We start from the raw sequence: 26,890 nt of genomic DNA on the forward strand, positions 1-26,890 counted from the left end.
CATTGCTCCTTATCCGGCCAGCGCCTTGGCCAGCTTGCCGTGCAGGCCGCCGAAGCCGCCGTTGCTCATGATCACCACCTGGGTGCCGGGGATGGCGCAGCCCTTGACCGCGGCGATGATGCCCTCCAGCGAGTCGCACACCGTGCTCGGCACCGTGGCGCCGGCCACCGTGGCGGCCAGGTCCCAGCCGAGGTTGGCCGGCGCGTACCAGATGGCGCGGTCGGCCTGGTTCACCGAGTCCGCCAGACCCTCGCGGTGCGCGCCGAGCTTCATCGAATTGGAGCGCGGCTCGACCACCGCGATGATCGGCGCGCTGCCGACGCGCTTGCGCAGGCCGTCGAGGGTGGTGGCGATGGCGGTCGGGTGGTGGGCGAAGTCGTCGTAGATCGTGATGCCGTTGACCTCGGCGACCTTCTCCATGCGCCGCTTGACGCTCCTGAACGATCCCAGCGCCGCGCAGCCCTGCGCCGGGGTGACGCCGACGTGGCGCGCCGCGGCCAGGGTGGCCAGCGCGTTGGCGACGTTGTGGCGACCGCTCAGCTCCCACTCCACCGTGCCCTGCACGACGCCCTCGAACAGCACCTCGAAGCGCGAGCCGTCCTCGGCGAGCAGGTGGGCCTGCCACTGGCCGCCGTGGCCGGTGGTCTGCACCGGGGTCCAGCAGCCCATCTCCAGCACCCGGCCGAGCGCCTGCTCGGCGGCCGGGCGGACGATCAGCCCCTGACCGGGCACGGTGCGCACCAGGTGGTGGAACTGCCGCTCGATGGCCGCCAGGTCGGGGAAGATGTCCGCGTGGTCGAACTCCAGGTTGTTGAGGATCGCGGTGCGCGGACGGTAGTGGACGAACTTGCTGCGCTTGTCGAAGAAGGCGCTGTCGTACTCGTCGGCCTCGACCACGAAGAACGGCGTGCCGCCCAGGCGCGCGGAGACGCCGAAGTTCTGCGGCACCCCGCCGATCAGGAAGCCCGGGCTCATCCCGGCGTCCTCCAGCACCCAGGCCAGCATGCTGCTGGTGGTGGTCTTGCCGTGGGTGCCGGCCACCGCCAGTACCCAGCGCCCCTGCAGCACGTGGTCGGCCAGCCACTGCGGGCCGCTGACGTAGGGCAGGCCGGCGTTGAGCACATGCTCCACCGCCGGATTGCCGCGCGACAGGGCGTTGCCGATCACCACCAGGTCCGGCGCGGGATCGAGGTGCGCCGGCTCGTAGCCCTGCAGCAGCTCGATGCCCTGGGCTTCCAACTGGGTGCTCATCGGCGGGTAGACGTTGGCGTCGGAGCCGGTGACGCGGTGGCCGAGTTCCTTGGCCAGCACCGCCAGCGAGCCCATGAAGGTGCCGCAGATGCCGAGAATATGGATATGCATGGGTGTCCTCGAATACGGGCAGGCAAGGCCCGGAAAACTGTCGCGCAGGTTAGCACAGCCCCCGATGGACCACAGACGCGACCGCCAATTCCGGGACCTTGCGCATGCCGCCGCTTGCCTTGCCCGGCAGCGCACCGCACCCTTGGCGCAGGACATCCGCGATGAGGACCTCCCGATGCCGGCACGCCCGCGCCGCTGGCGCCGTCTCCTGGGCTGGAGCGCCCTGCTGGTGCTGGCCGCCGCACTGAGCGCCGGCGGCTACGGCGCCTGGCTGTGGCAGCGCGTGCAGTCCGAGCAGGGCATCGTCGGCCTGGACTGGCAGGGGCTCGAGCTGTCGCCTGCCGGCCTGCGCCTGGCGCGCCTGGAGCTGCGGCAGCTGGCCGCCGATGGCCGGCGCCTGCACCTGGTGGCCGAGGCGCTGCAGCTGGACTGGTCGCTCGAACGGCGCGGCGCCGTGCTCGAGCGCATCGCCGTGCAGCGCCTCGGCCTGGACTGGCAGGCGCCCGCCAGCCCCGGCGGCGAGGCCAGCCGCCTGCCCACCGCCGACGCGCTGGTCCGCCTGTTCGCCTGGCTGCCGCGCCAGCTGCACGTCGCCCGCATCGACGCCCGCCTGCCCTGCCCCACCGCCGCCTGCCAGCTGAGCGGCAGCCTCGCGCTGCAGCAGCCCGGCGCCGCGCTGCTGCCGGCCAGCCTGCGGCTCGAACTGCACGAGGGCGAACACCGCCTGCTGCTCGCCGGCGCGCTGCGCGGCAGCCCGGAGGCCGCCGAGCTGCAGCTGACCCTCGCACTCGACGAGCGCCCGCACCTCGTCATCGCCGCCAGCCTGAGCGGCGACACCGAGGGCCGCGCGCTGCACGGCACGCTGCAGCTGCCGGCGCGCCCGCCGGCCGCCTGGCTGCACGCCTGGCTGGCGCAGATGCTCGGCGCCGCCGCCGCGCCGCTGGCGCAACTGCCCGACGACCTCGCGCTGCAGGGCGAATGGACCGTGCGCCTGCCCGCCGCCTGGCAGCCGCAGCAGGGCTTGCCGGCGCAACTGGCGATCGACCGGCTGCGCCTGCAGGCCCGCCTGCCGCAGTGGCGCCAGGGCGACATGGCGTTGCACGAGCCCAGCGCCGAGTTGACCCTGAGCGGACAGTGGCAGGCGCCGGCCCTGCGCCTGCGCTTCGCCGACGGCTCGCAGATCGCCGCCCGCCGCCTGGACGGTGCGGCGGCCGCCGTGCGCCTCGACGCGCTGCGCGCCGACCTCGCCGGTCTGCAACTCGAGCAGGCGGCGGATGGCGCAATGCGGCTGAGCGGCCCGCTGGCCGTGCGCATCGGCAACCTGCAGCACGCCCGCCTCAAGCCCCAACGCTGGGACTGGCGCGGCACGCTGCACGCCGCGACGGGCGAACAGCGTCTCGCCGGCCGCCTGGACAACGCCGCCGGCCTGACCCTGCGCCTCGACGCCCGCGCGGCCGGCGACAGGCTCGACCTGCAGGCCGAGCTGCCCGCGCTGGCGCTGGCCGGCGCCAACCCGCTGGCCAGCAGCCTGACGGACTGGCCGGCGCTGCTGGAGCTGTCCGCCGGCTCGCTCAGCGCCAGCGGCCAGCTCCGCCTGGTTGCCGGCGGCCAGCCGCAGGCCGGCCTCGACCTGCAGCTGGTCGGCGCCACCGGCATCTACGACCGCGCCGAGCTGCAGGCGCTGGACGCCCGTCTCGAGGCCCGCCTGCAGGACGGCGAGCTGCGCCTGGGCCTGCCCGCCCTGCGCCTGGCCCGCCTCAACCCCGGCGTGCCGCTCGGCCCGCTCGCGGCACGCGCCAGCTACGTCGCCGGGCTGGACGCCCCGCAGGCCGGCACCCTGATCCTCTACCAGCTGGACGGCACGCTGCTCGGCGGCCGGCTGCGCGCCCGCCCGGAGGCCTTCGCCGTGGCACAGCGGCCATTGGCCCTGCGCCTGCAGGCCGACGGCCTGGAACTGGCCGAACTGCTCAAGGTCTATCCGGCCGAAGGGCTGACCGGCAGCGGCCTGCTCGACGGCGAACTGCCGCTGCGCCTGGCCGACGACGGCCTGCACGTCGACGGCGGCCGGCTGACGGCGCGCCCCCCCGGCGGCGTGCTGCAGCTGCGTTCGGAGCGCATCCGCGCCTTCGGCCGCAGCAATCCCGCGTTGCAACTGGCCACCACGGCACTGGAGGATTTCCGCTACGATCGGCTGGACGGCCAGGTCGACTACGCACCCTCCGGTCGCCTGCTGCTGACCCTGCAGCTGTCCGGGCGCAACCCGGCGCTGGAAGGCGGTCGGCCGGTGAACTTCACCATCAACCTGGAAGAGAACGTCCCGGCCCTGCTGACCAGCCTGCAGCTGTCCGGCCGGGTCAACGAAGCCATCCAGCGCCGCGTGCAGCAACGGCTGCAGCGGCGCGACTGACACGGGAGACGCGCCATGCGCCTGCGCACCCTCGCCTGCGCCCTGCTGCTCGGCCTGCCGCTGGCCGCCTGCACCCCCACGGTGCAACTGGCCGCGCCCAAGGAGCCGATCAACATCAATCTCAACGTGAAGATCGAACACGAGATCTACATCAAGGTCGACAAGGCGCTGGACGGCATTCTCGACCAATCCAGCGGCCTGTTCTGAGGAGCCCGCCATGACCCTGACCAAGCGCATCGTCACCCTGCTGCTCGCCCTTGGCCTCAGCCTGCAGGCGCTGGCCCTCGACCTGTCCGGAGCGATGACCGCCCTGCCGGCCGCCAAGGCCGCCGGCCAGCTCGGCGAGCAAACCGACGGCTACCTCGGCGTGGTCCGGCCCGGCGGCCAGGCCGGCGAGATCGCCCGCCTGATCAACCAGGCACGCCGGGCCGAATACCAGAAGCTCGCCACCCAGAACGGCATCAAGCTCGGCGACGTCGAGGCGCTGGCCGGCAAGAAGGCCATCGACAAGACTCCCGCCGGGCAGTACATCCGCATCGACGGCCAGTGGCGGCGCAAGTAGCCGCAGCGCCAGCGGGGCACCGCGGCCGGGTGGCGATGGCGTACAATCGCGCTCCCGTCCGTCGCCCCAGGAACCACCTGCCGTGTTCTTCCGCAACTGGCGGCGCCGCCGCCTGCTCGCCCGCCACCCGCTCGACCCGCAGCTGTGGGCCGCGGTGTGCGCCGAGCTGCCGCTGCTCGCCGGCCTGGACCTGGCCGAGCGCCAGCGCCTGGGCGAGCTGAGCCTGCTGTTCCTCCACGACAAGCAGCTGACCTGCCTGCCCGGGGTCGAGCTGGACGACGGCGCACGCCTGCGCCTGGCCGCCCAGGCCTGCCTGCCGCTGCTCAAGTTGCCCGACCTGGACTGGTACCAGGGCTTCCACCAGCTGCTGCTGTACCCCGACGACTTCCTCAGCCCGCAGCGCCATCGCGACGAGGCCGGCGTCGAGCACGTCTGGGACGACGAGCGCAGCGGCGAGGCCTGGCACCAGGGCCCGGTGATCCTCGCCTGGCCGGGGGTGCAGGCCAGCGGCACGCTGGACGGCTACAACCTGGTGATCCACGAGCTGGCGCACAAGCTCGACATGCTCAACGGCGACGCCAACGGCCTGCCGCCGCTGCACCCGGACATGCGCATCGACGCCTGGGCCACGACCATGCAGCAGGCCTACGACGCGCTCAACGCCGAACTGGACCGCGACCCCGACGCCGCGACCGCCATCGACCCCTACGCCGCGGAGAGCCCGGCCGAGTTCTTCGCGGTGACCAGCGAATACTTCTTCAGCGCCCCCGACCTGCTCGCCGCCGCCTTCCCGGCGGTGTACGCGCAGCTGGCCGCCTTCTACCGCCAGGATCCGCTGCCCCGCCTCGCGCCGCTGACCGCCGCCCTGCAGGCCGGCATGGCGCACGAGCAGGGCGCGTAGCCGCGCCCGTCCTGCCGGCGGTCGCACACGGCGCCGCCGGCGCTGCGACAACGTGGCGCATCCCGTCGAATGCGCCTATAATACGCGCCACTTTTTTGGCCCCAACCCTGTGGAGTCACCCATGAGCTACAGCAAGATCCCGGCCGGCAAGGACCTGCCGAACGACATCTACGTCGCCATCGAGATCCCGGCCAATCACGCGCCGATCAAGTACGAGATCGATCACGACAGCGACTGCCTGTTCGTCGACCGCTTCATGGCCACTCCGATGTTCTACCCGGCCAACTACGGCTTCATCCCGCACACCCTGGCCGACGACGGCGACCCCCTCGACGTGCTGGTGGTGACGCCCTACCCGGTGGCTCCGGGTTCGGTCATCCGCTGCCGCCCGGTCGGCGTGCTGCACATGACCGACGAAGGCGGCGGCGATGCCAAGCTGCTGGCCGTACCGCACGACAAGCTGACCGTCCTGTACAAGGACGTGCAGAACTACACCGACCTGCCGGCCCTGCTGATCGAACAGATCAAGCATTTCTTCGAGAACTACAAGGACCTCGAACCGGGCAAGTGGGTCAAGGTGGAAAGCTGGGGCGACGCCGAAGAGGCCCGCCAAGTGATCCTCAAGGCGGCAGCGGCTTACCAGAAGTAAGTCGAACCCGCTACGGTAAAGCCGGCCACAAGCCGGCTTTTTTATGCCCGATCGTTTTATCCAGGATTCTCCTGCGCGCACCTTTGAGCTAAGGTGACCGGTCTCAACGCTGGACTCGTCCGCCCCATGCCCCTGTCTCTGCTGTACGGACTGCTCGCATCGCTCGCCCTCCTGCTGCTGGCGCTCGGCGGCCTCTGGCTGCAGCAGCACCGGCGCGACAGCCGGCGCCTCAACGCCCTCGCCGCGGCAGCCGATGCCTTCGCCGCCGGCGACAGCCAGGCGCGCGGCGCAGACGTCAGCGACGATGCCATCGGCCAGTTGGCCCGCCACCTCAACCGTGTGATCGGCCAGCTCGAGGACGAGCGCCACGCCCTGCGCGACAGCGAGCAGCTGCTGCGCAGCCTGATCGACGCCGCGCCCATCGGCATGCTGGTGGTCGACCGCGACGGCTGCATCGAGTCGGCCAATCCGGCCGCCGTACAACTCTTCGAGCGCGGCGGCGAGCCCCTCGGCGGGCAGTGCATCGACCAGTTGCTGCTCGGCCAGGACGCCTGGGCGCGCCTGCTCGCCCAGCCCAACCGCAACCTCGAGTTCGCCGCCCGCCGCAGCAGCGGCAGCTTCCCGCTGGAGGCCTCGTGCACGCCATTCCAGCGCGACGGTCAGACCCTGCAGCTGCTGCTGGCGCGCGACATCGGCAACCGCAAGCAGGCGGAGAACCGCCTGCACTACCTGGCCCACTTCGACCCGCTGACCGGCACCGCCAACCGCACCCACCTGCTCGCCCGCCTCGAGCTCGGCCTGCAGTGCGGCGAGGCGCAGACCCTGCTGTTCATCGACCTCGATCACTTCAAGCGGATCAACGACACCCTCGGCCACGCGATCGGCGACCAGCTGCTGCGCGCGGTGGCCGAACACCTGCGCAAGCGCCTGCCGCCGCGCGCCATGCTCGCCCGCCTCGGCGGCGACGAGTTCGTCGTGCTGCTCACGGCCGAATTCGCCAGCCACGGCCAGGCCCTCGCCGAGCAGCTGCTGCAGGACTTCCGCCAGCCGTTCCACATCCAGCAGTACGAGCTGTTCACCAGCCCGAGCATCGGCATCGCCCAGCAGCCGCCCGGCGCGCCGGGCGACGCCACGCAGCTGCTCAAGCAGGCCGATCTCGCCCTCTACCAGGCCAAGAGCCGCGGCCGCAACCGGCTGGCCCACTTCGACCAGCGCCTGGCCGAGGAAGCCGAACAGCGCCACCGCCTGGAGGCCGAGCTGCGCAACGCCCTGGCACGCGACGAGTTCGAGCTGTACTACCAGCCACAGGTCGACCTGCGCGGCGGCCGCTGCACCTTCGAGGCGCTGCTGCGCTGGCATTCGCCGCAGCGCGGACTGGTCAACTCGGCGCAGTTCATGGCCGTGCTCGAGGAAACCGGGCTGATCATCGAGGCCACCCGCTGGATCTTCCGCCAGGCCTGCCGCCAGCTGCGCCGCTGGCAGGACGAAGGCCGCGACTGGGGCATCGCGGTCAACCTGTCGCCGCTGGACTTCCGCCAGAGCGACCTGGCCGGCACCCTGCTGGCGATCCTCGCCGAGGAGCGCCCGCCGGTGCAGCGCCTGGAGCTGGAGATCACCGAGACCACCCTGCTGGACGCCGACCAGCAGGTGCACGATACCCTGCACGCGCTGAAGCAGGCGGGCCTGACCCTGTTCCTCGACGACTTCGGCACCGGCTACGCCTCGCTGGCCTACCTGCAGTTCTTCCCGTTCCACGGGGTGAAGATCGACCGCCAGTTCGTCACCGGCCTGCCCGCCTGCCGCGAATCGGTGGCACTGGTGCGCGGCATCCTGGTGATCGCCGAGCAGTTGGGCATGCGCGTGGTCGCCGAGGGCGTGGAGAATGTCCGCCAGGCCGACTTCCTGCTGGACAACGGTTGCCACCACCAGCAGGGCTTCCTCTACGGGCGGCCGCAGCCGGCCGCCATCTGGAGCGAGGCCGGCCAGCCCCTCGCGCCGACCTGCGCCGAGAACAGCTGAACCGGCTGGCCGACCTGCTAAGCTGACGCACCATTTTCGTGCGAGGATCGCGCCATGCCCCTGTCAGACCTGTTCCTGCTGCTGCTCGCCGGCTTCGCCGCCGGCGGCATGAATGCCCTGGCCGGCGGCGGCACCTTCTTCTCCTTTCCGGCGCTGCTGGCCACCGGCCTGCCGCCGGTCACCGCCAACGCCACCAACGCCGTGGCCCTGTGGCCGGCCAGCATCGCCGGCGCCTGGGCGGCGCGCAGCTCGCTGCGCCCGCTCGGCGACTACCTGCTGCCGCTGCTCGGCGCCGGGCTGGCCGGCGGTCTGGGCGGCGGCCTGCTGCTGCTGGCCGGCGGCGACGAGGTATTTCGCGTGCTGATCCCCTGGCTGCTGCTGGCCGCCACCGCGCTGTTCGCCGCCAGCCCCTGGCTGAGCCGCGCCCTCGCCGCGCGCCGCCGCGAGGCCAGCGCGGTGCCGCCGCACGGCCCGCTGTCGCTCGGCGCGCATGCGCTGGTGTCGGTGTACGGCGGCTACTTCGGCGCCGGCATGGGCATCCTGCAGCTGGCAGCCTTCTCCATCGAGGGCCACGCCCTGGCCAGCGCCAACGCGCTGAAGAACCTGATCTCGGCGGTGATCTACAGCGTCGCCAGCGTCACCTTCATCGTCGCCGGACGGGTCAGCTGGAGCGAACTGGCCATCCTGCTCGCCGGCGCCACCCTCGGCGGCTACGCCGGCGGCGCGCTCGGCCAGCGCCTGCCGGCGCGCTGGCTGCGCGTGCTGGTGATCGCCGTCGGCAGCGGCATGACCCTCTACTACTTCTGGGCCACCTATGCGCACTGAGCCGCCCATGGTGCGCATGGCGCACCGGAACAGGCGCCCCTGCCACTCGGCTGCCATTTGCCCGCCATCCGCGGCTCTGCTAGTGTCGCGCCCGTTTTCCGCCGTCCGAGAATGCCGCCATGGCCCGCAAGAAAACCGCCCCCGATTTCGAGCAGTCGCTGAGCGAACTGCAGACCCTGGTCGAGCGCCTGGAAAGCGGCGAACTGTCCCTCGAGGACTCGCTGGCCGCCTTCGAGCAGGGCGTCCGCCTGACCCGCGAATGCCAGGGCGCGCTCAGCCAGGCGGAACAGAAGGTGCAGATCCTCCTCGGCCAGGACGGCCAGACCGCCCCCTTCGCGGTGGAGGGCGAGCAGGCATGAGCCTCCAGCAGTACCAGTCCACCTGCCAGGCGCGCGTCGACGCCGCCCTGGACGCCCTGTTCGTCGCCCCGCGCAGCGAGCTCGAACGCCTCTACCAGGCCATGCGCTACAGCGTGATCAACGGCGGCAAGCGCGTGCGCCCGCTGCTCGCCTACGCCGCCTGCGAGACCCTCGGCGGCGCCGCCGAACGGGCCGACGGCGCGGCCTGCGCGGTGGAGCTGATCCACGCCTACTCGCTGGTCCACGACGACCTGCCGGCGATGGACGACGACGACCTGCGCCGCGGCCAGCCGACCACCCACATCGCCTTCGACGAGGCCTGCGCCATCCTCGCCGGCGACGGCCTGCAGGCGCTGGCCTTCGAGGTGCTGGCCGACACCGCGCGCAACCCGCAGGACGCCGAGACCCGCCTGGACATGATCGCCAGCCTGGCGCGCGCCGCCGGCCCCGCCGGCATGGTCGGCGGCCAGGCCATCGACCTCGGCTCGGTCGGCGTGCAGCTCGACCAGGCCGCGCTGGAAACCATGCACCGGCACAAGACCGGTGCGCTGATCGAGGCCAGCGTGCGCCTCGGCGCCCTGGCCAGCGGGCGCAGCGACGCCAGCAGCCTCGCCGCCCTGCAGCGCTACGCGCGCGCCATCGGCCTGGCCTTCCAGGTCCAGGACGACATCCTCGACGTGGAAAGCGACACCGCCACCCTCGGCAAGACCCAGGGCAAGGACCAGGCCAACGACAAGCCGACCTACCCAGCGCTGCTCGGCCTCGACGCCGCCAAGGCCTACGCCCTGGAACTGCGCGACCAGGCGCTGGCCGCGCTGACCGACTTCGACGAGCGCGCCGACGCCCTGCGCCAGCTGGCCCGCTACATCGTCGAACGTCGCCACTGAGGCCCGTCCGAGCGGGTGGAAACCGCGCCGCGGATTTCCACCGCAGGCCGCGCCGGAGCAGGCGGCGCCGTCAGCCGGCCGCCGCACCGCGCACGCCGTGTAACAATCCCGTCACTCCTCGACCTTCGCTTGCTTGGGCGCCCCGGCCGCTTCGGGTAAACTCGCCCATCCTTTGCCGATTGCCGTAGTACGTCCGATGCCCAAGACGCTGCACGAGTTCCCCCGCCAGCGGCCCGACACGCCCCTGCTCGACCGTATCGACAGCCCCGCCGCGCTGCGCGCCCTCAGCGAAGCCGAGCTGGATACCCTGGCCGACGAGCTGCGCCAGTACCTGCTCTACACCGTGGCGCGCACCGGCGGGCACTTCGGCGCCGGCCTCGGCGTGGTCGAGCTGACCATCGCCCTGCACCACGTCTACCACACCCCGGAAGACCGCCTGGTGTGGGACGTCGGCCACCAGGCCTACCCGCACAAGATCCTCACCGGGCGCCGCGAGCAGATGGCGACCCTGCGCCAGAAGGGCGGCCTGGCCGCCTTCCCGCGGCGCAGCGAGAGCGCGTACGACACCTTCGGCGTCGGCCACTCGAGCACCTCGATCAGTGCCGCGCTGGGCATGGCGCTGGCCAACCGCCTGCAGGGCAACGACAGGCGCACCGTGGCGGTGATCGGCGACGGCGCACTGACCGCCGGCATGGCCTTCGAGGCGCTCAACCATGCGCCCGAGGTCAAGGCCGACATGCTGGTGGTGCTCAACGACAACGACATGTCGATCTCGCGCAACATCGGCGGGCTGAACAACTACCTGACCAAGATCCTCTCCAGCCGCACCTACGCCAGCATGCGCGAGGGCAGCAAGAAGATCCTCTCGCGCATTCCCGGCGCCTGGGAGATCGCCCGGCGCACCGAGGAGCACGCCAAGGGCATGCTGGTGCCCGGCACCCTGTTCGAGGAGCTGGGCTGGAACTACATCGGCCCGATCGACGGTCACGACCTGCCGACCCTGATCGCCACCCTGCGCAAGATGCGCGAGCTCAAGGGCCCGCAGTTCCTGCACATCGTCACCAAGAAGGGCAAGGGCTTCGCCCCGGCCGAGGCCGACCCGATCGGCTACCACGCGATCAGCAAGCTGGAGATCGGCAGCCAGCAGGCCGCGAAGAAGCCGTCCGGGCCGAAGTACTCGGCGGTGTTCGGCCAGTGGCTGTGCGACATGGCCGAGCAGGACCCGCGGCTGATCGGCATCACCCCGGCGATGAAGGAAGGCTCCGACCTGGTGGCCTTCGCCGACCGCTATCCCGAGCGCTACTTCGACGTGGCGATCGCCGAGCAGCACGCGGTGACCCTGGCCGCCGGCCTTGCCTGCGAAGGCGCCAAGCCGGTGGTGGCGATCTATTCGACCTTCCTGCAGCGCGCCTACGATCAGCTGATCCACGACGTCGCCGTGCAGGACCTCGACGTGCTGTTCGCCATCGACCGCGCCGGCCTGGTCGGCGAGGACGGGCCGACCCACGCCGGCAGCTTCGACCTCTCCTACCTTCGCTGCATCCCCGGCATGCTCGTCATGACCCCCAGCGACGAGAACGAGCTGCGCCTGCTGCTCACCACCGGCTACCAGTACAGCGGCCCGGCGGCGGTGCGCTACCCACGCGGCTCGGGGCCCAACACGCCGATCGCGCCGGAGCTGCAGACGGTGGAGATCGGCAAGGGCGTGCTGCGCCGCCAGGGCCGCCGCGTCGCCCTGCTGGTGTTCGGCGTGCAGCTGAGCGAGGCCCTGCAGGTCGCCGAGCGGCTCGACGCCACGGTGGTCGACATGCGCTTCGTCAAGCCGCTGGACGAAGCGCTGCTGCGCGAGCTGGCCGCCAGCCACGAGCTGCTGGTCACCGTCGAGGAGAACGCCATCATGGGCGGTGCCGGTTCGGCGGTCGCCGAGTTCCTCGCCCGCGAGGCCATCGTCCGTCCGCTGCTGCAGCTCGGCCTGCCCGACTGCTACGTCGAGCATGCCAAGCCGGCGGAGATGCTCGCCGAGTGCGGCCTGGATGCCGCCGGCATCGAAACCGCGGTGCGGACGCGGCTGGCGCTGCTTGAAGGAAATTCAAGACAAGCGGTCTGAAAGATGCTTGAGTTTCAGGACGCCGCGCACTAAGGTGCGCGGCGTTTTGCTTTTCGTCAGGGTGCGCGGGCCATCAGCCTGCGTTAAACGGGAAGCCGGTGCGCTCCATGCGAGCAAGGCCGGCGCTGCCCCCGCAACGGTAATCGACCGCAGGCCCGAGGCCTGCAACCTTGCCCAACGGCCACTGGGATTTCCCGGGAAGGCGGGCCAAGGGTCGACAGCCCGGAGACCGGCCCGGACGGATTCGACAGGTGTTGCGGAGGGCCGCACCGTCAGTCGCGCGCCGCGGCGCGTCTCTGTCTCCTGCCCTCCTCGAAAGTCTGCCTTCCACTTTTGAGGACTTCCCATGAAGCTTTCCCGTCTGGCGCTGGCCGTAGCCCTGGCGCCCACCCTGGCCCTGGCCGGCGAGCCCGCCGACGACGTCCAGCCGCTGATCGTCACCCGCGCCACCCCGCTGGAACAGCCGGCCCCGGCCAGCGTGCGGGTGATCAAGCGCGCCGAGATCGAACGCAGCGGCGCCCAACACCTGGTCGACGTGCTGCGCAACCAGGCCGGCGTGCAGCTGCGCGACGTCATCGGCGACGGCAGCCGCGCCACTCCCAGCCTGCGCGGCTTCGGCGAAAACGCGGTGAACAACACCCTGATCCTGGTCGACGGCCGCCGTCTCAACCAGCCGGCGCTGGCCGGCGCCGACCTCAACAGCGTGCCGCTGGCCAACATCGAGCGCATCGAGATCCTGCGCGGCGCCGGCACCGTGCTGTACGGCGACCAGGCGGTCGGCGGGGTGATCAACATCATCACCCGCACCCCACGCCGCAACGAGGCCTACGTGGAAACCACCCAGGGCAGCCACGACCTCGAGGCCTACCGCGGCCACGTGTTCCAGCAGCTCGGCGGCGGCTTCTCCGCCTACGCCAGCGGCGAAACCCGCCACACCGACAACTACCGCGACCACAACAACGCCGACTACAGCAACGCCTTCGGCCGCCTGCGCTACGATCACGCCCGGGGCTGGGCACTGTACGAATACCAGACGGTGGACGACGAGCTGCGCCTGCCCGGATACCTGAGCGAGGCCGAGCGCCGCGCAGATCGCAAGGCCAGCTACGCTGCCAATACCAACGGCTTCAACGACAGCCAGACCCAGGTGCACCGCTTCGCCGCCGAGCAGCGCCTGGATGAGATCTGGGCTGCCGACTTCGATTACAGCCACAGCGACCAGGATGGCGTCGGCGCTTACAACAGCGCCTGGGGCAGCTCGCCGTTCACCCAGGGCACCCGCGTGGAAAGCTTCAGTCCGCGCCTGACCGCGCGCTGGGACAGCGGCCTGGGGCGCAGCGAGTGGCTGCTCGGCCACGACCACATCACCAGCGACTACCAGGCGTCCTGGGGCACCGACTTCCGTCAGACCCTGCGCGACTGGTACACCCAGCTCAGCCAGCCACTCGGCCATGATCTGACCCTGACCCTCGGCTACCGCGCCAGCGAGGCCGAGGATCGCAACCATGCGGTCGGCAAGACCCATACCGACCGCGAAGGCAGCAGCAGCGTCGGCCTGAGCTGGCAGGCCGACGCACAGACCCGCGTGTTCCTCAGGCGCGAGGACGTGCTGCGCTGGGCCAACATCGACGAGAACGGCTGGACCAGCCCTGGCGTCGAGTTCCTCGCGCCGCAGACCGGCGAGTCCTGGGAAAGCGGCGTGGAATGGGACGACGGCGTGCAGCGCTACCAGCTCAGCGTCTACCGCCTCGACCTCGACGACGAGCTGATGTACGACCCCAGCGCTCCCGGCCCCTTCGGCCTCGGTGCCAACATCAACCTCGACCAGACCCGCCGCGACGGCCTGCTGCTCGAGGCGCAGCGTCAGCTGACCGAGCGCCTGAGCGTCAGCGGCCAGTACAGCTTCACCGACGCCGAGTACCGCGCCGGCAGCTTCAAGGGCAACGATGTACCTGGCGTATCGCGGCACAGCGCCGGTGCCCAGCTCGACTACCTGATCCTGCCGGGCCTCAACGGCCATCTGGAAGCACTGTACACCGGCGCCAGCTACCTGTCCGGCGACCACGCCCACGCCATGCCCCGCGAGGGCGGCTACACGGTGTTCAACGCTGCGCTGAGCTGGGACTATCGCCAGTTCACCAGCAAGCTGCGGGTCAACAACCTGACCGGCAAGCAGTACGACGCCTTCGCCAACTACTCCGTGTGGGCGCCAGGCAACAAGGCGCTCTACCCGGCCCCCGAGGAAGACGTGCAGCTGAGCGTCGGCTACCGCTTCTGAGTCCGGCCAGGAACGACGAGGCCCCGCACTGCGGGGCCTCGTCGTTTTCAGCGCGCCGTATCCAGCAGCGCGCACAGCTTCTCGGTGGCGGCGAGCATCTGGAAGCTCGGCCGCTCGATGCCCTCGTCGGGCACCTCCCAGACCTGACCGCGCTGCACCGCGGTCAGCTGCGGCCAGTCCTGCCAGGCCGCGGCCTGGCCCGGTTCGCCGACCAGGATCACCGCCGGGTCGCGGGCCAGCACCGCCTCGACGCTGACCTGCGGCGCCGGCAGCTGCAGATCGGCGAACACGTTGCGCGCGCCGCACAGGCGCAGGGCGTCGCTGATGATCTGCCGCCCGCCGAGGGTGTACAGCGGGCGATCCCACACCTGGTAGAACACCGTGAGCGGCTCGGCACGGGCATGCCGCGCGGCCAGATCGGCGAGGCGCTGGCGCAACCGGGCGGCCAGGCGGGTGCCCTGCCCGGCATGGCCGACCGCGGCGCCGATGGTCTCGAGCTCGCCGGCCAGTTCGTCGAGGCTGTGCGGCTGGGTCTCGATCAGCGGGATGCCCAGCGCGCGGAGCTGCGCGTGCATGGCCGGGCCGACGCTGTCCGGCCAGAGCAGGATGAGGTCCGGCTGCAGGGCGAGCAGGGCTTCCAGATTGAGCTGGCCATGCCGGCCGAGTGACGGCAGGTGGGCGAGCGCCGGCAGGCGCGGCCCGGCGTCGAGCACACCGACCAGGCGCTCGCCGGCGCCCAGCTCGACCATGATCTCGCTGAGCGAGGGGGCCAGCGCCACCACCCGCTGCGCGCCCTGCTGCGCCGCCTGCGCCAGGCCGCTGGCGAGCAGCAGGACGGCGAGCAGCAGCGGGCGCATCAGCCGAGCTGGCGCGGCAGACGGTAGAGGATGGCGATCACCACGCTGGCCAGCGCCAGCAGCAGCACGGGCACGCCGTGCAGGTCGGCGAGACGGCCGAGGGCGGCGATCCAGGCCGGCAGCATGGCGCCGAGCAGGCCGTTGCGCTGGGTGCGGGCCAAGGCTGCCCAGCCGGCGGCTTCGTCGGGAGTGTCGAGCACGCGCGCGCAGGCGATCAGCGCCAGCTTGAAACGACGGAACAGCGGCAGGCCGACGAACATCGACAGCAGCGCGGCGATGAACAGCGGCATGGCCAGCGCGGCCGGTAGCGGCGGCCGCGCCGGGCCGAAGGCGCCGAGCAGCAACAGCGGCAGCATGGCCAGCGCCAGCAGCCCCCACCAGCGACGGGCGAAGCTCAGCCGCTGCAGGCGCACCGCACTCATTCGTCCTCGGCCTGATGCAGGTTGCCGAGCAGGTGGCCGAGCTTGCCGGCCTTGGTCGCCAGATAGAACTTGTTGTGCGGGTTGAGTCCGCTGTGCAGCGGCACGCGCTCGGCCAGCTGGATGCCGTAGGTCTCCAGCGCCTTGAGCTTGCGCGGGTTGTTGGTCATCAGCTTGAGCTCGCGGATGCCCAGGTGGTCGAGCATCGGCCGGCACATGGCGTAGTCGCGCTGGTCGGCGCCGAAGCCCAGGCGCTCGTTGGCCTCCACGGTGTCGGCGCCGCCGTCCTGCAGCTCGTAGGCGCGGATCTTGTTGAGCAGGCCGATGCCACGCCCCTCCTGGCGCAGGTAGAGCAGCACGCCACGGCCCTCGGTGGCGATGGCGCGCAGCGCCGCCTCGAGCTGGGCGCCGCAGTCGCAGCGCAGGCTGAACAGGGCATCGCCGGTCAGGCATTCGGAGTGCAGGCGGCCGAGCACCGGTGCGCCGTCGGCCACGTCGCCCATGGTCAGGGCCACGTGCTCCTTGCCGGTGGCTTCGTCGAGAAAGCCATGCATGGTGAACACGCCAAACGGGGTTGGCAGCTTCGAAGCGGCGACAAAGACGACGGACACCGGAACACTCCTGCGAGATGTAAGGCGTCGATTGTAACAGCAGCATCGCCGAGGCGGTCAGTCGGGAATTGCATGGCAGACATGCCGGTGGAGAGCGGTCGGCCAGGGTCGAAAAGCCGCGCCGTGGTTTTCCGCCAGCCCTGGCAAGCCGGCCGGCGGACAATCGCCGCGCGAGTTGCCCCGCCTCGTCACGCCGTGCCGACGCCCAGCTGCGCCAGCGCTCCGGCCAGCAGCGGCGCGACGCTGACCGCGTTGCTCGGATGGACGATGCAGTCGCTGCTCCACACCTCGCGCACCCCGGCTGCGTGCACGCTGGCCAGCGCGTCGGCGGCGAACAGCGCGTGGGTCACCGCCACGTCCACCGAGGCGGCGCCGGCCGCCAGCAGCAGCTCGGCGGCGCGCGCCAGGGTGCGTCCGGAACTGGCCACGTCGTCGAGCAGTACCACCGCCCGGCCGCGCACGTCCAGCGCGGGCAGGGCGATGTCGACCTGCCGGTCGCCGTGGCGCTCCTTGCTGCACACGCCGTAGTCGAAACCATGCCCGGCGGCGGCAGCCTCGATCCACTGCCGCGACTCGGCGTCCGGGCCGATCAGTAGCGGATTGGCGACCTTGCCGGCGATCAACCCGGCCAGCAGCGGTGCGCCGGACAGGCTGAGCGCCTGGCCACGGGGGATCGCCTCGCCCAGGCTGGCGATGCGGTGCAGGTGCGGATCGACGGTGATCACCGCGTCGAACAGCCTGGCGAGGAATTCGCCGACCACCCGCTGGCTGACCACCTCGCCGGGATGGAAGGCGATGTCCTGACGCATGTAGGCCAGGTAGGGCGCCACCAGCAGCAGGCGCCGCGCACCGAGGCGGCGCGCCTCGCCGGCCGCCAGCAGCAGCTCGACCAGCTTCTCGTTGGGCCGATCGAGGCTGCGGTACAGCACCAGGGTGTCGGCCAGCGCGCCGTCCGCGCCCAGCGGCAGGCGCAGACGCAGCTCCTCGTCGGGGAAGCGGTGGCGTGCGATGCAGGCGGCCGGCAAGCCGGCTGCCGTGGCGAGGCGCAGGGCGGGGGCGGCCTCGTCGGCGAAATACAGCAGCTGGCAGCTCATCAGAACTCCACGAACAGGTGCGACAGCTCGGCGGCGCTGCCGATGGCGAAGCCGGCGCTGCGCTGGCAGGCCTGGCGGGCGAACTCCAGGTCGGCGGGGAAGGCCGCGTACACGCGATACAGCGGCGCACCGGCCTCGACCCGCTCGCCGAGCTTGTGCAGCAGGTCGACGCCGGCGCCCTGCACCTTGGGCGCGCCGGCCAGACGGGCGACGCGCGCCAGGTGCAGGTTGTCGATGGCGATCACCACGCCGTCCTGCTCGGCGCACACCTCGAAGGACAGCGGCGCCAGCGCCGGAGCGTCGGGATCGAAACCGCGGCCGCCCTGGGCGGCGATGATCGCCTGCATCTTGGCCAGCGCGCGGCCGGAATCGAGGATGTCGCGGGCGATGGCGAAACCGTCGCCGCCGCGCACGTCGGGATCGAACTCGAGCATGCGCCCGGCCAGGCGCAGGGCCTTCTGGCGCAGGTCGTTGGGCGCGCGCGGATCGTTCTCCAGCACGCGCATCACGTCGCGCGCCTCCAGCACCGGACCGATGCCGCTGCCCACCGGCTGGCGGCCGTCGGTGATCACCACGTCGATGGTCAGCCCCATGCGCGCGGCGACGAACTCGAACAGCTTGCGCAGGCGCTGCGCCTCGGGCATCGAGCGCACCTTGGCGGTCGGCCCGACCGGGATGTCCAGCACCAGGTGACTGGAGCCGGCGGCGACCTTCTTGGACAGGATCGAGGCGACCATCTGTCCCGGCGAGTCGATCGACAGCGGCCGCTCCACCGAGATCAGCACGTCGTCGGCCGGCGACAGCTCGCTGGTGCCGCCCCAGGCCAGGCAGCCGCGGTGCTCGCGGACGATCCCCTCGAGACTGGCGAACGGCAGCTCGACGTTGGCCAGCACCTCCATGGTGTCGGCGGTGCCGGCCGGCGAGGTGATCGCCCGCGACGAGGTCTTCGGGCAGAGCATGCCGTGCGCCGCGACGATCGGCACCACCAGCATCGAGGTGCGGTTGCCGGGGATGCCGCCGATGCAGTGCTTGTCGACCACCGGGTGCTCGTGCCAGTCGAGGCGGCGGCCGACGGCGGTCATGGCGTCGCTGAGGAAGTACACCTCCTCGCGGTCCAGCTCGCCCTGGTTGCAGGCGACCACGAAGGCGGTCAGCTCGATCTTCGAATAGCGGTGCTCGGCGATGTCGCGGACGATGGCGCGGAAGTCCTCGCGGGACAGGCGCTCGCCGGCGATCTTGCGGTGCAGGGCGGGGATCGACGAGGCCGGCTCGGCCTGGCAGATGCTGGCCGGATGGCCGTTGTCGACGCCGAGCTGGGCGAAGGCATCCTCGGACAGACCGAGCTGGCCGCAATCGACGATGGCGGTGTCATCGACCACGTTGAGGCTGGCGAGGATGCGCCGGCCGTTGGCGCGCACCTCGACCTTGGACAGCGCCTGGAAGCCCTCGGCGCGGTAGATCGCGCAGTCGCGGTGCAGGTAGGCGACGTTCTCGCGGTAGGTGTCGATGGCGACCCGGTGCAGCTGCAGGGTCGCCTCGGCGCATTCGCAGGCGCTGGCGGCGATCGGCGGAGTGTTTTCCATGGGGCGAACCTGGGGATGTCGGTTCCCCGACTATGCCGCCGCACGGGCGCAGGCGGCAAGTCGACCAAAGCCCTCCCGCCTCCCGTGCGGGAGCCGGCAGACCAGGCGCAGCGGGGGCGCGGCCGGCCTCAGTGCTTGGCCTGCAGGCGCAGCACGCCCTGCTCCTCGCGCCAGCCGACGCGGTTGAGGAAGCTCATGCCGAGCAGCACGTCGGTGGGCGAGCCACCGGCGATGACCGCCGCCTCGACGCCGAGTACCTCCAGGCTGCCGACCTTGACGCGGTCGAGGGTCAGGCGCCAGGCCGGCACCACGCCGCCGGCGGTGTTGACCTGCATCGGCTGGCCACGGCTCTTGTAGTCGAGGCCGAGGCGCTTGGCCTGGGCCTCGTTCATCGCCACCGAGGAGGCCCCGGTGTCGACCAGGAACTGCACGTTCTGGCCGTTGATCGAGCCCGCCGTCCAGTAGTGGCCGCCCATGCCGCGGGCGATGCTCAACTGCTGGCGCTGCGGCTCGGCGTAGCCATCGGCGCTGTATTCGCGCGACAGCCCGTAGCTCCTGTCCACGCCATCCACGCGCAGCACCGCGCCGCGGGCGTCGGCGCTGACCAGGGTGACGCCGGCCGGCCCCGGCTGGCCGACCTTGAGCAGCTGGCGCTGGCCGTCGACACTGACCACCGCGGCACCGGGAAACAGGCCGACGACCTGGACCAGGGGCGCGGCCGCCAGCGGTGCGGCGCACAGCAGGGGCAGGCAGAACGCCAGTAAACCTCGCATGACAAATCTCCTTTTTGTCTCCCGCTCCGCCGTGCGGAACGGCTGGGGGAGAGAAACGGCCCGACGCGCCGCTCTCCCGGTCAGCGGCGCTTCAGCCGAGCAACCCGGCCAGTCCCTGCAGCAGCAGGAAGGCGCCGACGCCGGCGAGCAGGTCGTCGAGCATGATGCCGACGCCGCCGTGCACGTGGCGATCGGCCCAGCTGATCGGCCAGGGCTTCCAGATATCCAGCAGGCGGAACAGCAGGAAACCGGCCAGCAGCCAGAGCCAGCCGGGCGGTGCCAGCCAGCAGGTGATCCAGATACCGACGATCTCGTCCCAGACGATGCCGCCGTGGTCGTGCACGCCGAGATCGCGGGACACCTTGCCACACAGCCAGCAGCCGAACAGCGAACCGAGCAGCAGGATCAGCGCGTAGCCCCAGTCCGGCAGCAGTTGCAGCAGCGGCACGAACAGCAGGCCGACCAGGGTGCCCCAGGTACCCGGCGCCTTGCGCATAGCCCCGGAACCGAAGCCGAAGGCGATGAACTGCCAGGGGTCGCGCCAGATCGAGTCCGGCGCCACGTCGGGGCGCTCAGGCTTGCTCATCGCCGCCTCCGAAATGCTGGTAGCCGCCGGCGGCGGGGGTGATGTCGCGCCCCGCGCCATCGACCAGGCGCACGCCGCTGCCCGCCTCGGCGTGGCCGATCACATGGAAGTCATGGCCGCTGGCCACCAGGGCCGGCAGAGCCGCCGGCGGCAGGGTGAAGGCCAGCACGTAGTCGTCGCCGCCGCTCAGCGCCAGCTGCAGGGCCCGCCGCTCGCCGGCCGCCGCGCGCAGGGCGGGACTGAGCGGCACCAGCGCGGCCTCGATGAGCAGGCGCACGCCCGACGCCTCGGCGATGTGCCCGCAGTCGGCGAGCAGGCCGTCGGAGACGTCCAGCGCCGCGCTGGCCAGGCCGCGCAGGGTCTGGCCGAGGGCCAGCTGCGGCTGCGGCGTCCAGTAGCGCGCCAGCAGCTGCGCATCCGCCGCACCGTGCGCCCCGCGCTCGCCGAGCACCAGCGGCAACGCCGCGGCGGCCTCGCCGGTCGCCCCGCCGATGCACAGCAGGTCGCCGGGACGCGCACCCGCGCGCAGCAGCGCCTGCCCGGCGGGCAGCCGGCCGAACACCGTGACGTTGATGTTGAGCGGACCACGGGTGGTGTCGCCACCGATCAGGGCCAGACCGCAGGCCCGCGCCATGACGTCGAGGCCGCGGGCGAAGCCCTCCAGCCAGACGGGATCGGCGGCGGGCAGGGTCAGCGCCAGGGTGAAGCCGAGCGGCGCCGCGCCCATGGCGGCGAGATCGCTGGCGGCGGCGGCCAGCACGCGCTGGGCGAGCAGGCTGGGATCGTGACGTTCGGGGAAGTGCACCCCGGCGACCTGGGTGTCGGTGGATACCGCCAGCTGCTCGCCGGGCGGCAGCTGCAGCAGCGCGCAGTCGTCGCCGATGCCGCGCGCCACGCCGGAGGCCGGCGCGGCGCAGGCGGCCGCGGCGAAGAACTGACGGATCAGCGCGAATTCGCCGAGACCGGCCATGGGCGCGGGATCAGCTGCGCTTGCCGCGCACTTCGGCGCCGCGCAGGCGCGGGGCCAGCTTGTCGAGCACGCCGTTGACGAACTTGTGGCCGTCGGTGGCGCCGTAGACCTTGGCCAGTTCGATGCCTTCGTTGATCACCACCCGGTAGGGCACGTCGACGCGGTTGCGCATCTCGTAGGTGGACAGGCGCAGGATCGCCAGTTCGACCGGATCGATCTCTTCCAGCGGGCGATCGAGGCAGGGCGCGAAGGCTTCGTCCAGCTCGGACTTCAGGCGCGGCACGCCGTGCAGGATCTCGTGGAAGTAAGCGCCGTCGACATCGCTGAAGTCATTGTCGGTGCGGAACTGCGCTTCGATCTCGTTGAGCGACTGGCCGGCCATCTGCCAGGAGTACAGCGCCTGCAGGGCCAGACTGCGCGCCTTCTGGCGCATGGCGATCTTGTTCGGCTTGGCGGGCTTGCCGGCCGGCTTGTCGTGCTCGCTCACTTGGCCTCCAGCTGCGCCAGCAGGCTGACCATTTCCAGGGCGGACAGCGCGGCTTCGGCGCCCTTGTTGCCGGCCTTGGTGCCGGAGCGCTCGATGGCCTGCTCGATGGAGTCGACGGTCAGCACGCCGAAGGCGACCGGCACGCCGAACTGCAGGGACACCTGGGCCAGGCCCTTGGTGCACTCGCCGGCCACGTACTCGAAGTGCGGGGTGCCGCCGCGGATCACCGCGCCGAGGGCGATGATGGCGTCGAACTCACCGCGCTGGGCGACCTTCTGCGCCACCAGCGGGATCTCGAAGGCGCCCGGCGCGCGGATGATGGTCAGCTCGCTCTCGCTGACGCCGTGACGCACCAGCGCGTCGATGGCGCCCTGCACCAGGCTCTCGACGACGAAGCTGTTGAAACGGCCGACCACCAGGGCGTAACGGCCTTTGGGGGCGATGAAGGTACCTTCGATGGTCTTCAGGGTCATGGGACGGATTCCAGATAAAGAGCCGGGGCGCCGATGCGCCCCGCAGAGTTATGCACAGGAAGAGTTATTCACAGGTCACGTATTCTACAACTTCCAGGTCGAAGCCGGATATCGCGTTGAACTTCACCGGCGAGCTGAGCAGGCGCATCTTGCGCACGCCCAGGTCGCGGAGGATCTGCGAGCCGGCGCCGACGGTGCTGTAGGTAGTCGGCTCGGCCGGCTTGGCACCGCCGAGCTGCTCCTCGACCAGCGCCAGCAGCTCGTTGCCGCTGATCGCGTGGTTGAGCAGCAGGACCACGCCGCTGCCCTGCTCCTCGACCTTCTGCATGGCGGCGCGCAGGCTCCAGCGCCCCGGACGCTGGATACCGAGCAGGTCGCGCAGCGGGTCCATGTTGTGCACGCGCACCAGGATCGCCTCGTCGGGCTTGATCTCGCCCTTGAGCAACGCCAGGTGCACCTGGCCCTCGACCTGGTCGCGGTAGGTGTACAGCTTGAACTGGCCCAGCTCGCTGTCCAGCGCGCGCTCGGAGACGCGCTCGACGGTGCGCTCGTGGACCAGGCGGTAGTGAATCAGGTCGGCGATGGTGCCGATGCGGATGCCGTGCTCGGCGGCGAACTTCTCCAGCTCGGGACGGCGCGCCATGGTGCCGTCGTCGTTCATGATCTCGCAGATCACCCCGCTCGGCTGGAAGCCGGCCATGCGCGCCAGGTCGCAGGCCGCCTCGGTGTGGCCGGCGCGCGCCAGCACGCCGCCGGGCTGGGCCATCAGCGGGAAGATGTGGCCGGGGCTGACGATGTCGGCGGCCACGGCGTCGCGCGCCGCGGCGACCTGCACGGTGCGCGCGCGGTCGGCGGCGGAGATGCCGGTGGTGACGCCCTCGGCGGCCTCGATGGACACGGTGAACTTGGTGCCGAAGCCGGAGCCGTTGCGCTGCACCATCAGCGGCAGGCCGAGGCGCTCGCAGCGCTCGCGGTCCATCGGCATGCAGATCAGGCCGCGCGCGTGCTTGGCCATGAAGTTGATGTCCTCGGCGCGCACGCATTCGGCGGCCATGATCAGATCGCCCTCGTTCTCGCGATCCTCGTCATCCATGAGGATGACCATCTTGCCCTGGCGGATGTCTTCGACCAGATCGGCGATATTGTCGAGTGCCATGGGCACCCCCTTGTGAATTCGTGGTGGAAAGGCGGCTCAGCCCTTGAGGAAGCCGTGTTCGGCGAGGAACGCCTCGGTGATGCCGGCGGCGGCCGGCTCGGCGGCCTGGTCGCCGAGCAGCAGGCGCTCCAGGTAGCGCGCCAGCAGGTCGACCTCGAGGTTGACCCGGCGCCCGGCCTGGTAGTCGGCCATGATGGTTTCCTGCAGGGTGTGCGGCACGATGGTCAGCTCGAACTCGGCGCCATCCACCGCATTGACCGTGAGGCTCACGCCGTCGACGGTGATCGAACCCTTGAGGGCGATGTACTTGGCCAGCTCGCGCGGCGCGCGCACGCGGAACTGGATGGCGCGGGCGTTATCGGCGCGCGAGACGATCTCGCCGACACCGTCGACGTGACCGCTGACCAGGTGGCCGCCGAGGCGGGTGGTCGGGGTCAGCGCCTTCTCCAGGTTGACCCGGCTGCCGACCTTGAGGTCGACGAAGGCGGTGCGGGTGATGGTCTCGCGGCTGACGTCGGCCCAGAAGCCGTCGCCGGGCAGCTCCACGGCGGTCAGGCAGGTGCCGTTGACCGCGATGCTGTCGCCGAGCTTGACGTCGCCGAGGTCGAGCTTGCCGGTGGCGACGTAGACACGCACATCGCCGCCCTTGGGGGTCATGGCGCGGATGCTGCCGATGGCTTCGATGATACCGGTGAACATCAGGCCTCCTTCACCGCGCACGGAATGTTGTGCAATTGCATGGTCGAACTCCTGTTTTGGACAAAACAGGGCGCTGGATCGAAGGGGATCGCGCGGGCGCGGCCAGGCCGCCCCGGGGCAGGAATCCCGCTCTCTCTCATCCGGACTGTCACCGTCGGCTCCGGAGTCGCACCGGATCTGCTGACCTTGCCGCCCTTCGGGGGTGGGCAAGCGCTCGCGGGCTGGGCGCGAGGTGCGCCATCACCGCCGGTGGGGAATTGCACCCCGCCCTGAGAACGTCGCGGCCGAGAGCGGCCGCGTCAGGCTTTGTACCACATTTTCGCCACCGCGGAGCACGTCTGGATGGGGGATGGCGCCGCCCGCGCCAACCTCTGTCGCAGCTGACGCTCAGGCCGGCACCGCGATGATCTGCCAGTCGCGACCGACCGCGCGAATGTCGCGGATGGTCAGCTGCGGCGCCTCGCTCATGCGCTCCAGCGGCCAGTCGAGCAGCGGGCGGGCGGCGGAGCCGAGCAGCTGCGGCGCCATGAAGATACGGTACTCGTCGACCAGCCCCTCACGGGCGAAGGCGCCGGCCAGGCGCGGACCGGCCTCGACCAGCACCTCGTTGGCGCCGGCGGCGGCCAGTTCGGCGAGCAGGTGGCGCAGATCGACGTGACCGTCGCCGCGCGGCAGGCGCAGCAGCTCGTGGCCGGCGGCGCGGTATTCCTCGCCGCGGCCATCCTCGTCGCAGCAGGCCACCCAGGCCGGGCCGGCCTGGAAGAAGGCTGCCGACAGCGGCACGCGCAGCTGGCCGTCGACCAGCACGCGCAGCGGCGGGCGGGCGGCGGCCAAGGCGGCCTGCTCGGCGTCCACCTCCAGCTCGTCGGCACGCACGGTCAGCCGCGCGTTGTCGCACAGCACGGTGTCGGCGCCGCTGAGCACCACGCTGGAGCGCGCGCGCAGGCGCTGCACGGCGGCGCGCGCCGGTGCGCCGGTGATCCACTGGCTTTCGCCGCTGGCCATGGCGGTGCGCCCGTCGAGGCTCATCGCCAGCTTCACCCGCACGTAGGGCAGGCCCAGCTCCATGCGCCTGATGAAACCGACGTTCAGTTCGCGAGCCTCCTGCTCGAGCACACCGCTGCTCACCTCGATGCCGGCGGCGCGCAGCAGGCCGAGGCCGCGACCGGCCACCAGCGGATTGGGGTCCTGCATGGCCGCCACCACGCGACCGACACCGGCCTTGAGCAGCGCCTCGGCGCACGGTGGAGTGCGCCCGTGGTGGCTGCACGGTTCGAGGGTGACGTAGGCGGTGGCGCCGCGCGCCCGTTCGCCGGCCTGGCGCAGGGCGTGCACCTCGGCATGCGGCTCGCCGGCGCGCTGATGCCAGCCCTCGCCGACGATCTCGCCGCCGGCGGCGACTATCACGCAGCCGACGCGCGGGTTGGGATGGGTGGAGAACAGGCCGCGGCGCGCCAACTGGAGCGCGCGCGCCATGTAGGCCTGGTCGCCGGCCTGCGCTGGATCTTGCATGGAATCAACCCTTGCTGGGTTCGCGGGACAGACGCTCGATCTCCTCGCGGAACTGGTCGAGGTCCTGGAAGCGGCGATAGACGGAGGCGAAACGGATGTAGGCCACCTCGTCGAGACGGCGCAGCTCGTCCATCACCAGCTCGCCGACCACCCGCGACTTGACCTCGCGCTCGCCGGTGGCGCGCAGCTTGTGCTTGATGTGGGCGATCGCCTCCTCGAGGCGCTCGACGCTCACCGGGCGCTTTTCCAGCGCGCGCTGCATGCCGGCACGCAGCTTGTCCTCGTCGAACGGCTGGCGGGTGCCATCGGACTTGATCAGCCGCGGCATCACCAGCTCGGCGGTCTCGAAGGTGGTGAAGCGCTCCTGACAGGCCAGGCACTCGCGACGCCGGCGCACCTGCTGGCCCTCGGCGACCAGTCGCGAGTCGATGACCTTGGTGTCGTTGGCGCCGCAGAAGGGACAGTGCATGATGGCTCGGCCAGGGGGGATGGATGTGGCGGCCATGGTAACCGATGGCGCCCCCAAGACAAGCCGCCGCCGGCGGGTTATAAGGGCGCCCGGACCCACCGCCGGAGCCACGCATGCCCGTCCCGCCCGCCGAACTGCTCGACCCGCTGCGCACCCTGCTCGGCGAGGCGCGGCTCATCGCCAGCACGCTGCCGGACACGGGCCTGCCGGGCAGCGATCTGCGCCTGTGGCTGCTCGACCCGGGCAACATGGACCGCGCCTTCGACGCCGAGGAGACCCGGCGCATCCTCGAGGAGCCGCCGTACTGGTGCTTCTGCTGGGCCAGCGGCCTGGCGCTGGCACGCTGGCTGGCCGAGCAGCCACAGTGGGTGCGTGGTCGGCGCGTGCTGGACTTCGGCGCCGGCAGCGGGGTGGCCGGCATCGCCGCGGCGCGGGCCGGCGCCGCCGAGGTGGTCGCCTGCGACCTCGACCCGCTGGCACTGGCCGCCTGCCGCGCCAACGCCGAACTGAATGGCGTGGAGCTGGGCTACTCGACGGACTTCTTCGCCGAGACCGATCGCTTCGACCTGATCCTGGTCGCAGACGTGCTCTATGACCGCGCCAACCTGCCGCTGCTGGACGCCTTCCTGTCGCGCGGCCGCGAGGCGCTGGTCGCCGATTCGCGGGTACGCGACTTCCGGCATCCGCTGTACCGGCGCCTGGCGCTGCTCGACGCCTGCACCCTGCCGGATCTCGCCGAGCCCCACGAGTTCCGTACGGTCAGCCTGTACCACGCGCAACGCGACTGAACGGCAGGCGCATCGCACCACGCGGGGCGATACTCAGGAGACCGCCTCCGGGAGCAC

The 26,890-nt window shown here is 71.4% G+C and carries 27 protein-coding genes and 2 riboswitches; of the genes, 12 read left to right on the forward strand and 15 right to left on the reverse strand.

The window, feature by feature from the left end; all coding sequences use genetic code 11:
- Positions 1-9: 9 nt before the first annotated feature.
- Positions 10-1,362, reverse strand: coding sequence for a UDP-N-acetylmuramate:L-alanyl-gamma-D-glutamyl-meso-diaminopimelate ligase (gene mpl, locus BLT78_RS15490; protein WP_090350058.1), 1,353 nt, complete (start codon positions 1,360-1,362; stop codon positions 10-12).
- Positions 1,363-1,537: 175 nt separating this feature from the next.
- Between mpl and BLT78_RS15495 the strand changes: the two genes are divergently transcribed.
- The 11 genes from BLT78_RS15495 to BLT78_RS15545 all read left to right on the forward strand — a co-directional run bounded on the left by BLT78_RS15495 (position 1,538) and on the right by BLT78_RS15545 (position 14,356).
- Positions 1,538-3,769: a YdbH domain-containing protein gene (locus BLT78_RS15495; protein WP_090350059.1), complete on the forward strand. Its 2,232-nt coding sequence runs from the start codon at positions 1,538-1,540 to the stop codon at positions 3,767-3,769.
- Positions 3,770-3,784: 15 nt separating this feature from the next.
- Positions 3,785-3,976, forward strand: a complete 192-nt coding sequence (locus BLT78_RS15500) for a YnbE family lipoprotein (protein WP_090350061.1) — start codon at positions 3,785-3,787, stop codon at positions 3,974-3,976.
- Positions 3,977-3,986: 10 nt separating this feature from the next.
- A complete protein-coding gene (locus BLT78_RS15505) occupies positions 3,987-4,331 on the forward strand; it encodes a YdbL family protein (protein ID WP_090350062.1) in 345 nt (114 codons plus the stop codon).
- A gap of 82 nt (positions 4,332-4,413) precedes the next feature.
- Complete coding sequence (locus BLT78_RS15510; RefSeq protein ID WP_090350064.1) at positions 4,414-5,232, forward strand: M90 family metallopeptidase; 819 nt, start codon at positions 4,414-4,416, stop codon at positions 5,230-5,232.
- 121 nt (positions 5,233-5,353) lie between these two features.
- Positions 5,354-5,881, forward strand: a complete 528-nt coding sequence (ppa, locus tag BLT78_RS15515; RefSeq protein WP_090350067.1) for an inorganic diphosphatase — start codon at positions 5,354-5,356, stop codon at positions 5,879-5,881.
- Between the two features lie 126 nt (positions 5,882-6,007).
- The gene (locus BLT78_RS15520; RefSeq protein ID WP_090350070.1) at positions 6,008-7,900 is read left to right on the forward strand and encodes a putative bifunctional diguanylate cyclase/phosphodiesterase; all 1,893 of its coding nucleotides are present in this window, start codon (positions 6,008-6,010) and stop codon (positions 7,898-7,900) included.
- 54 nt (positions 7,901-7,954) lie between these two features.
- On the forward strand, positions 7,955-8,725 hold the full coding sequence (locus tag BLT78_RS15525) for a sulfite exporter TauE/SafE family protein (protein WP_090350072.1): 771 nt from the start codon (positions 7,955-7,957) through the stop codon (positions 8,723-8,725).
- Positions 8,726-8,844: 119 nt separating this feature from the next.
- Positions 8,845-9,084, forward strand: a complete 240-nt coding sequence (locus BLT78_RS15530) for an exodeoxyribonuclease VII small subunit (protein ID WP_090350075.1) — start codon at positions 8,845-8,847, stop codon at positions 9,082-9,084.
- Complete coding sequence (ispA, locus tag BLT78_RS15535; protein ID WP_090350078.1) at positions 9,081-9,971, forward strand: (2E,6E)-farnesyl diphosphate synthase; 891 nt, start codon at positions 9,081-9,083, stop codon at positions 9,969-9,971. Before BLT78_RS15530 ends, ispA begins: the two co-directional genes overlap by 4 nt.
- 196 nt (positions 9,972-10,167) lie before the next feature.
- On the forward strand, positions 10,168-12,078 hold the full coding sequence (gene dxs / locus BLT78_RS15540; RefSeq protein ID WP_090350080.1) for a 1-deoxy-D-xylulose-5-phosphate synthase: 1,911 nt from the start codon (positions 10,168-10,170) through the stop codon (positions 12,076-12,078).
- 42 nt (positions 12,079-12,120) lie between these two features.
- A riboswitch (cobalamin riboswitch) is annotated at positions 12,121-12,330 on the forward strand.
- 94 nt (positions 12,331-12,424) lie between these two features.
- Positions 12,425-14,356 carry a TonB-dependent receptor family protein gene (locus BLT78_RS15545; protein ID WP_090350083.1) on the forward strand — a complete coding sequence of 644 codons (1,932 nt, stop codon included), beginning with the start codon at positions 12,425-12,427 and terminating at the stop codon, positions 14,354-14,356.
- Positions 14,357-14,403: 47 nt separating this feature from the next.
- Here the strand turns inward: BLT78_RS15545 and BLT78_RS15550 are convergent, their stop codons facing one another.
- The 14 genes from BLT78_RS15550 to nrdR form a co-directional block, all read right to left on the reverse strand.
- Complete coding sequence (locus tag BLT78_RS15550) at positions 14,404-15,213, reverse strand: cobalamin-binding protein (RefSeq protein WP_090350086.1); 810 nt, start codon at positions 15,211-15,213, stop codon at positions 14,404-14,406.
- Positions 15,213-15,635, reverse strand: coding sequence for an MFS transporter (locus BLT78_RS15555; RefSeq protein ID WP_090350089.1), 423 nt, complete (start codon positions 15,633-15,635; stop codon positions 15,213-15,215). The genes BLT78_RS15550 and BLT78_RS15555 overlap by 1 nt, the downstream gene beginning before the upstream one ends.
- On the reverse strand, positions 15,632-16,243 hold the full coding sequence (gene ribA / locus BLT78_RS15560; RefSeq protein ID WP_090350092.1) for a GTP cyclohydrolase II: 612 nt from the start codon (positions 16,241-16,243) through the stop codon (positions 15,632-15,634). Before ribA ends, BLT78_RS15555 begins: the two co-directional genes overlap by 4 nt.
- 188 nt (positions 16,244-16,431) lie before the next feature.
- Entirely contained in the window at positions 16,432-17,337 is a 906-nt protein-coding gene (locus BLT78_RS15565) for a ribose-phosphate diphosphokinase (protein ID WP_090350095.1), read from the reverse strand.
- Entirely contained in the window at positions 17,337-18,920 is a 1,584-nt protein-coding gene (locus BLT78_RS15570) for a thymidine phosphorylase family protein (protein ID WP_090350097.1), read from the reverse strand. Before BLT78_RS15570 ends, BLT78_RS15565 begins: the two co-directional genes overlap by 1 nt.
- Positions 18,921-19,048: 128 nt before the next feature.
- On the reverse strand, positions 19,049-19,693 hold the full coding sequence (locus tag BLT78_RS15575) for a retropepsin-like aspartic protease family protein (RefSeq protein WP_090350100.1): 645 nt from the start codon (positions 19,691-19,693) through the stop codon (positions 19,049-19,051).
- A 91-nt stretch (positions 19,694-19,784) separates the two neighbouring features.
- A complete protein-coding gene (locus BLT78_RS15580) occupies positions 19,785-20,279 on the reverse strand; it encodes a phosphatidylglycerophosphatase A family protein (protein WP_090350102.1) in 495 nt (164 codons plus the stop codon).
- Complete coding sequence (gene thiL, locus BLT78_RS15585) at positions 20,266-21,249, reverse strand: thiamine-phosphate kinase (protein WP_090350105.1); 984 nt, start codon at positions 21,247-21,249, stop codon at positions 20,266-20,268. Before thiL ends, BLT78_RS15580 begins: the two co-directional genes overlap by 14 nt.
- Positions 21,250-21,259: 10 nt before the next feature.
- Entirely contained in the window at positions 21,260-21,682 is a 423-nt protein-coding gene (nusB, locus tag BLT78_RS15590; RefSeq protein WP_231975820.1) for a transcription antitermination factor NusB, read from the reverse strand.
- A 50-nt stretch (positions 21,683-21,732) separates the two neighbouring features.
- Positions 21,733-22,209, reverse strand: coding sequence for a 6,7-dimethyl-8-ribityllumazine synthase (gene ribH, locus BLT78_RS15595; RefSeq protein ID WP_090306466.1), 477 nt, complete (start codon positions 22,207-22,209; stop codon positions 21,733-21,735).
- Between the two features lie 64 nt (positions 22,210-22,273).
- The gene (gene ribBA / locus BLT78_RS15600; protein ID WP_090350111.1) at positions 22,274-23,365 is read right to left on the reverse strand and encodes a bifunctional 3,4-dihydroxy-2-butanone-4-phosphate synthase/GTP cyclohydrolase II; all 1,092 of its coding nucleotides are present in this window, start codon (positions 23,363-23,365) and stop codon (positions 22,274-22,276) included.
- 36 nt (positions 23,366-23,401) lie between these two features.
- Complete coding sequence (locus BLT78_RS15605; protein WP_090350114.1) at positions 23,402-24,064, reverse strand: riboflavin synthase; 663 nt, start codon at positions 24,062-24,064, stop codon at positions 23,402-23,404.
- A gap of 124 nt (positions 24,065-24,188) precedes the next feature.
- Positions 24,189-24,345, reverse strand: a riboswitch (FMN riboswitch).
- Positions 24,346-24,451: 106 nt separating this feature from the next.
- Positions 24,452-25,576, reverse strand: coding sequence for a bifunctional diaminohydroxyphosphoribosylaminopyrimidine deaminase/5-amino-6-(5-phosphoribosylamino)uracil reductase RibD (gene ribD / locus BLT78_RS15610; RefSeq protein WP_172830797.1), 1,125 nt, complete (start codon positions 25,574-25,576; stop codon positions 24,452-24,454).
- 4 nt (positions 25,577-25,580) lie between these two features.
- Positions 25,581-26,045 carry a transcriptional regulator NrdR gene (gene nrdR, locus BLT78_RS15615; protein WP_090350118.1) on the reverse strand — a complete coding sequence of 155 codons (465 nt, stop codon included), beginning with the start codon at positions 26,043-26,045 and terminating at the stop codon, positions 25,581-25,583.
- Between the two features lie 113 nt (positions 26,046-26,158).
- On the opposite strand from nrdR, the gene BLT78_RS15620 reads away from it, so the two are divergent.
- On the forward strand, positions 26,159-26,833 hold the full coding sequence (locus tag BLT78_RS15620) for a class I SAM-dependent methyltransferase (protein ID WP_090350121.1): 675 nt from the start codon (positions 26,159-26,161) through the stop codon (positions 26,831-26,833).
- The last annotated feature ends 57 nt before the right edge of the window (positions 26,834-26,890 follow it).

Origin of the sequence: Pseudomonas oryzae, from assembly GCF_900104805.1 — a bacterium.
GTDB classification, from domain to species: domain Bacteria; phylum Pseudomonadota; class Gammaproteobacteria; order Pseudomonadales; family Pseudomonadaceae; genus Geopseudomonas; species Geopseudomonas oryzae.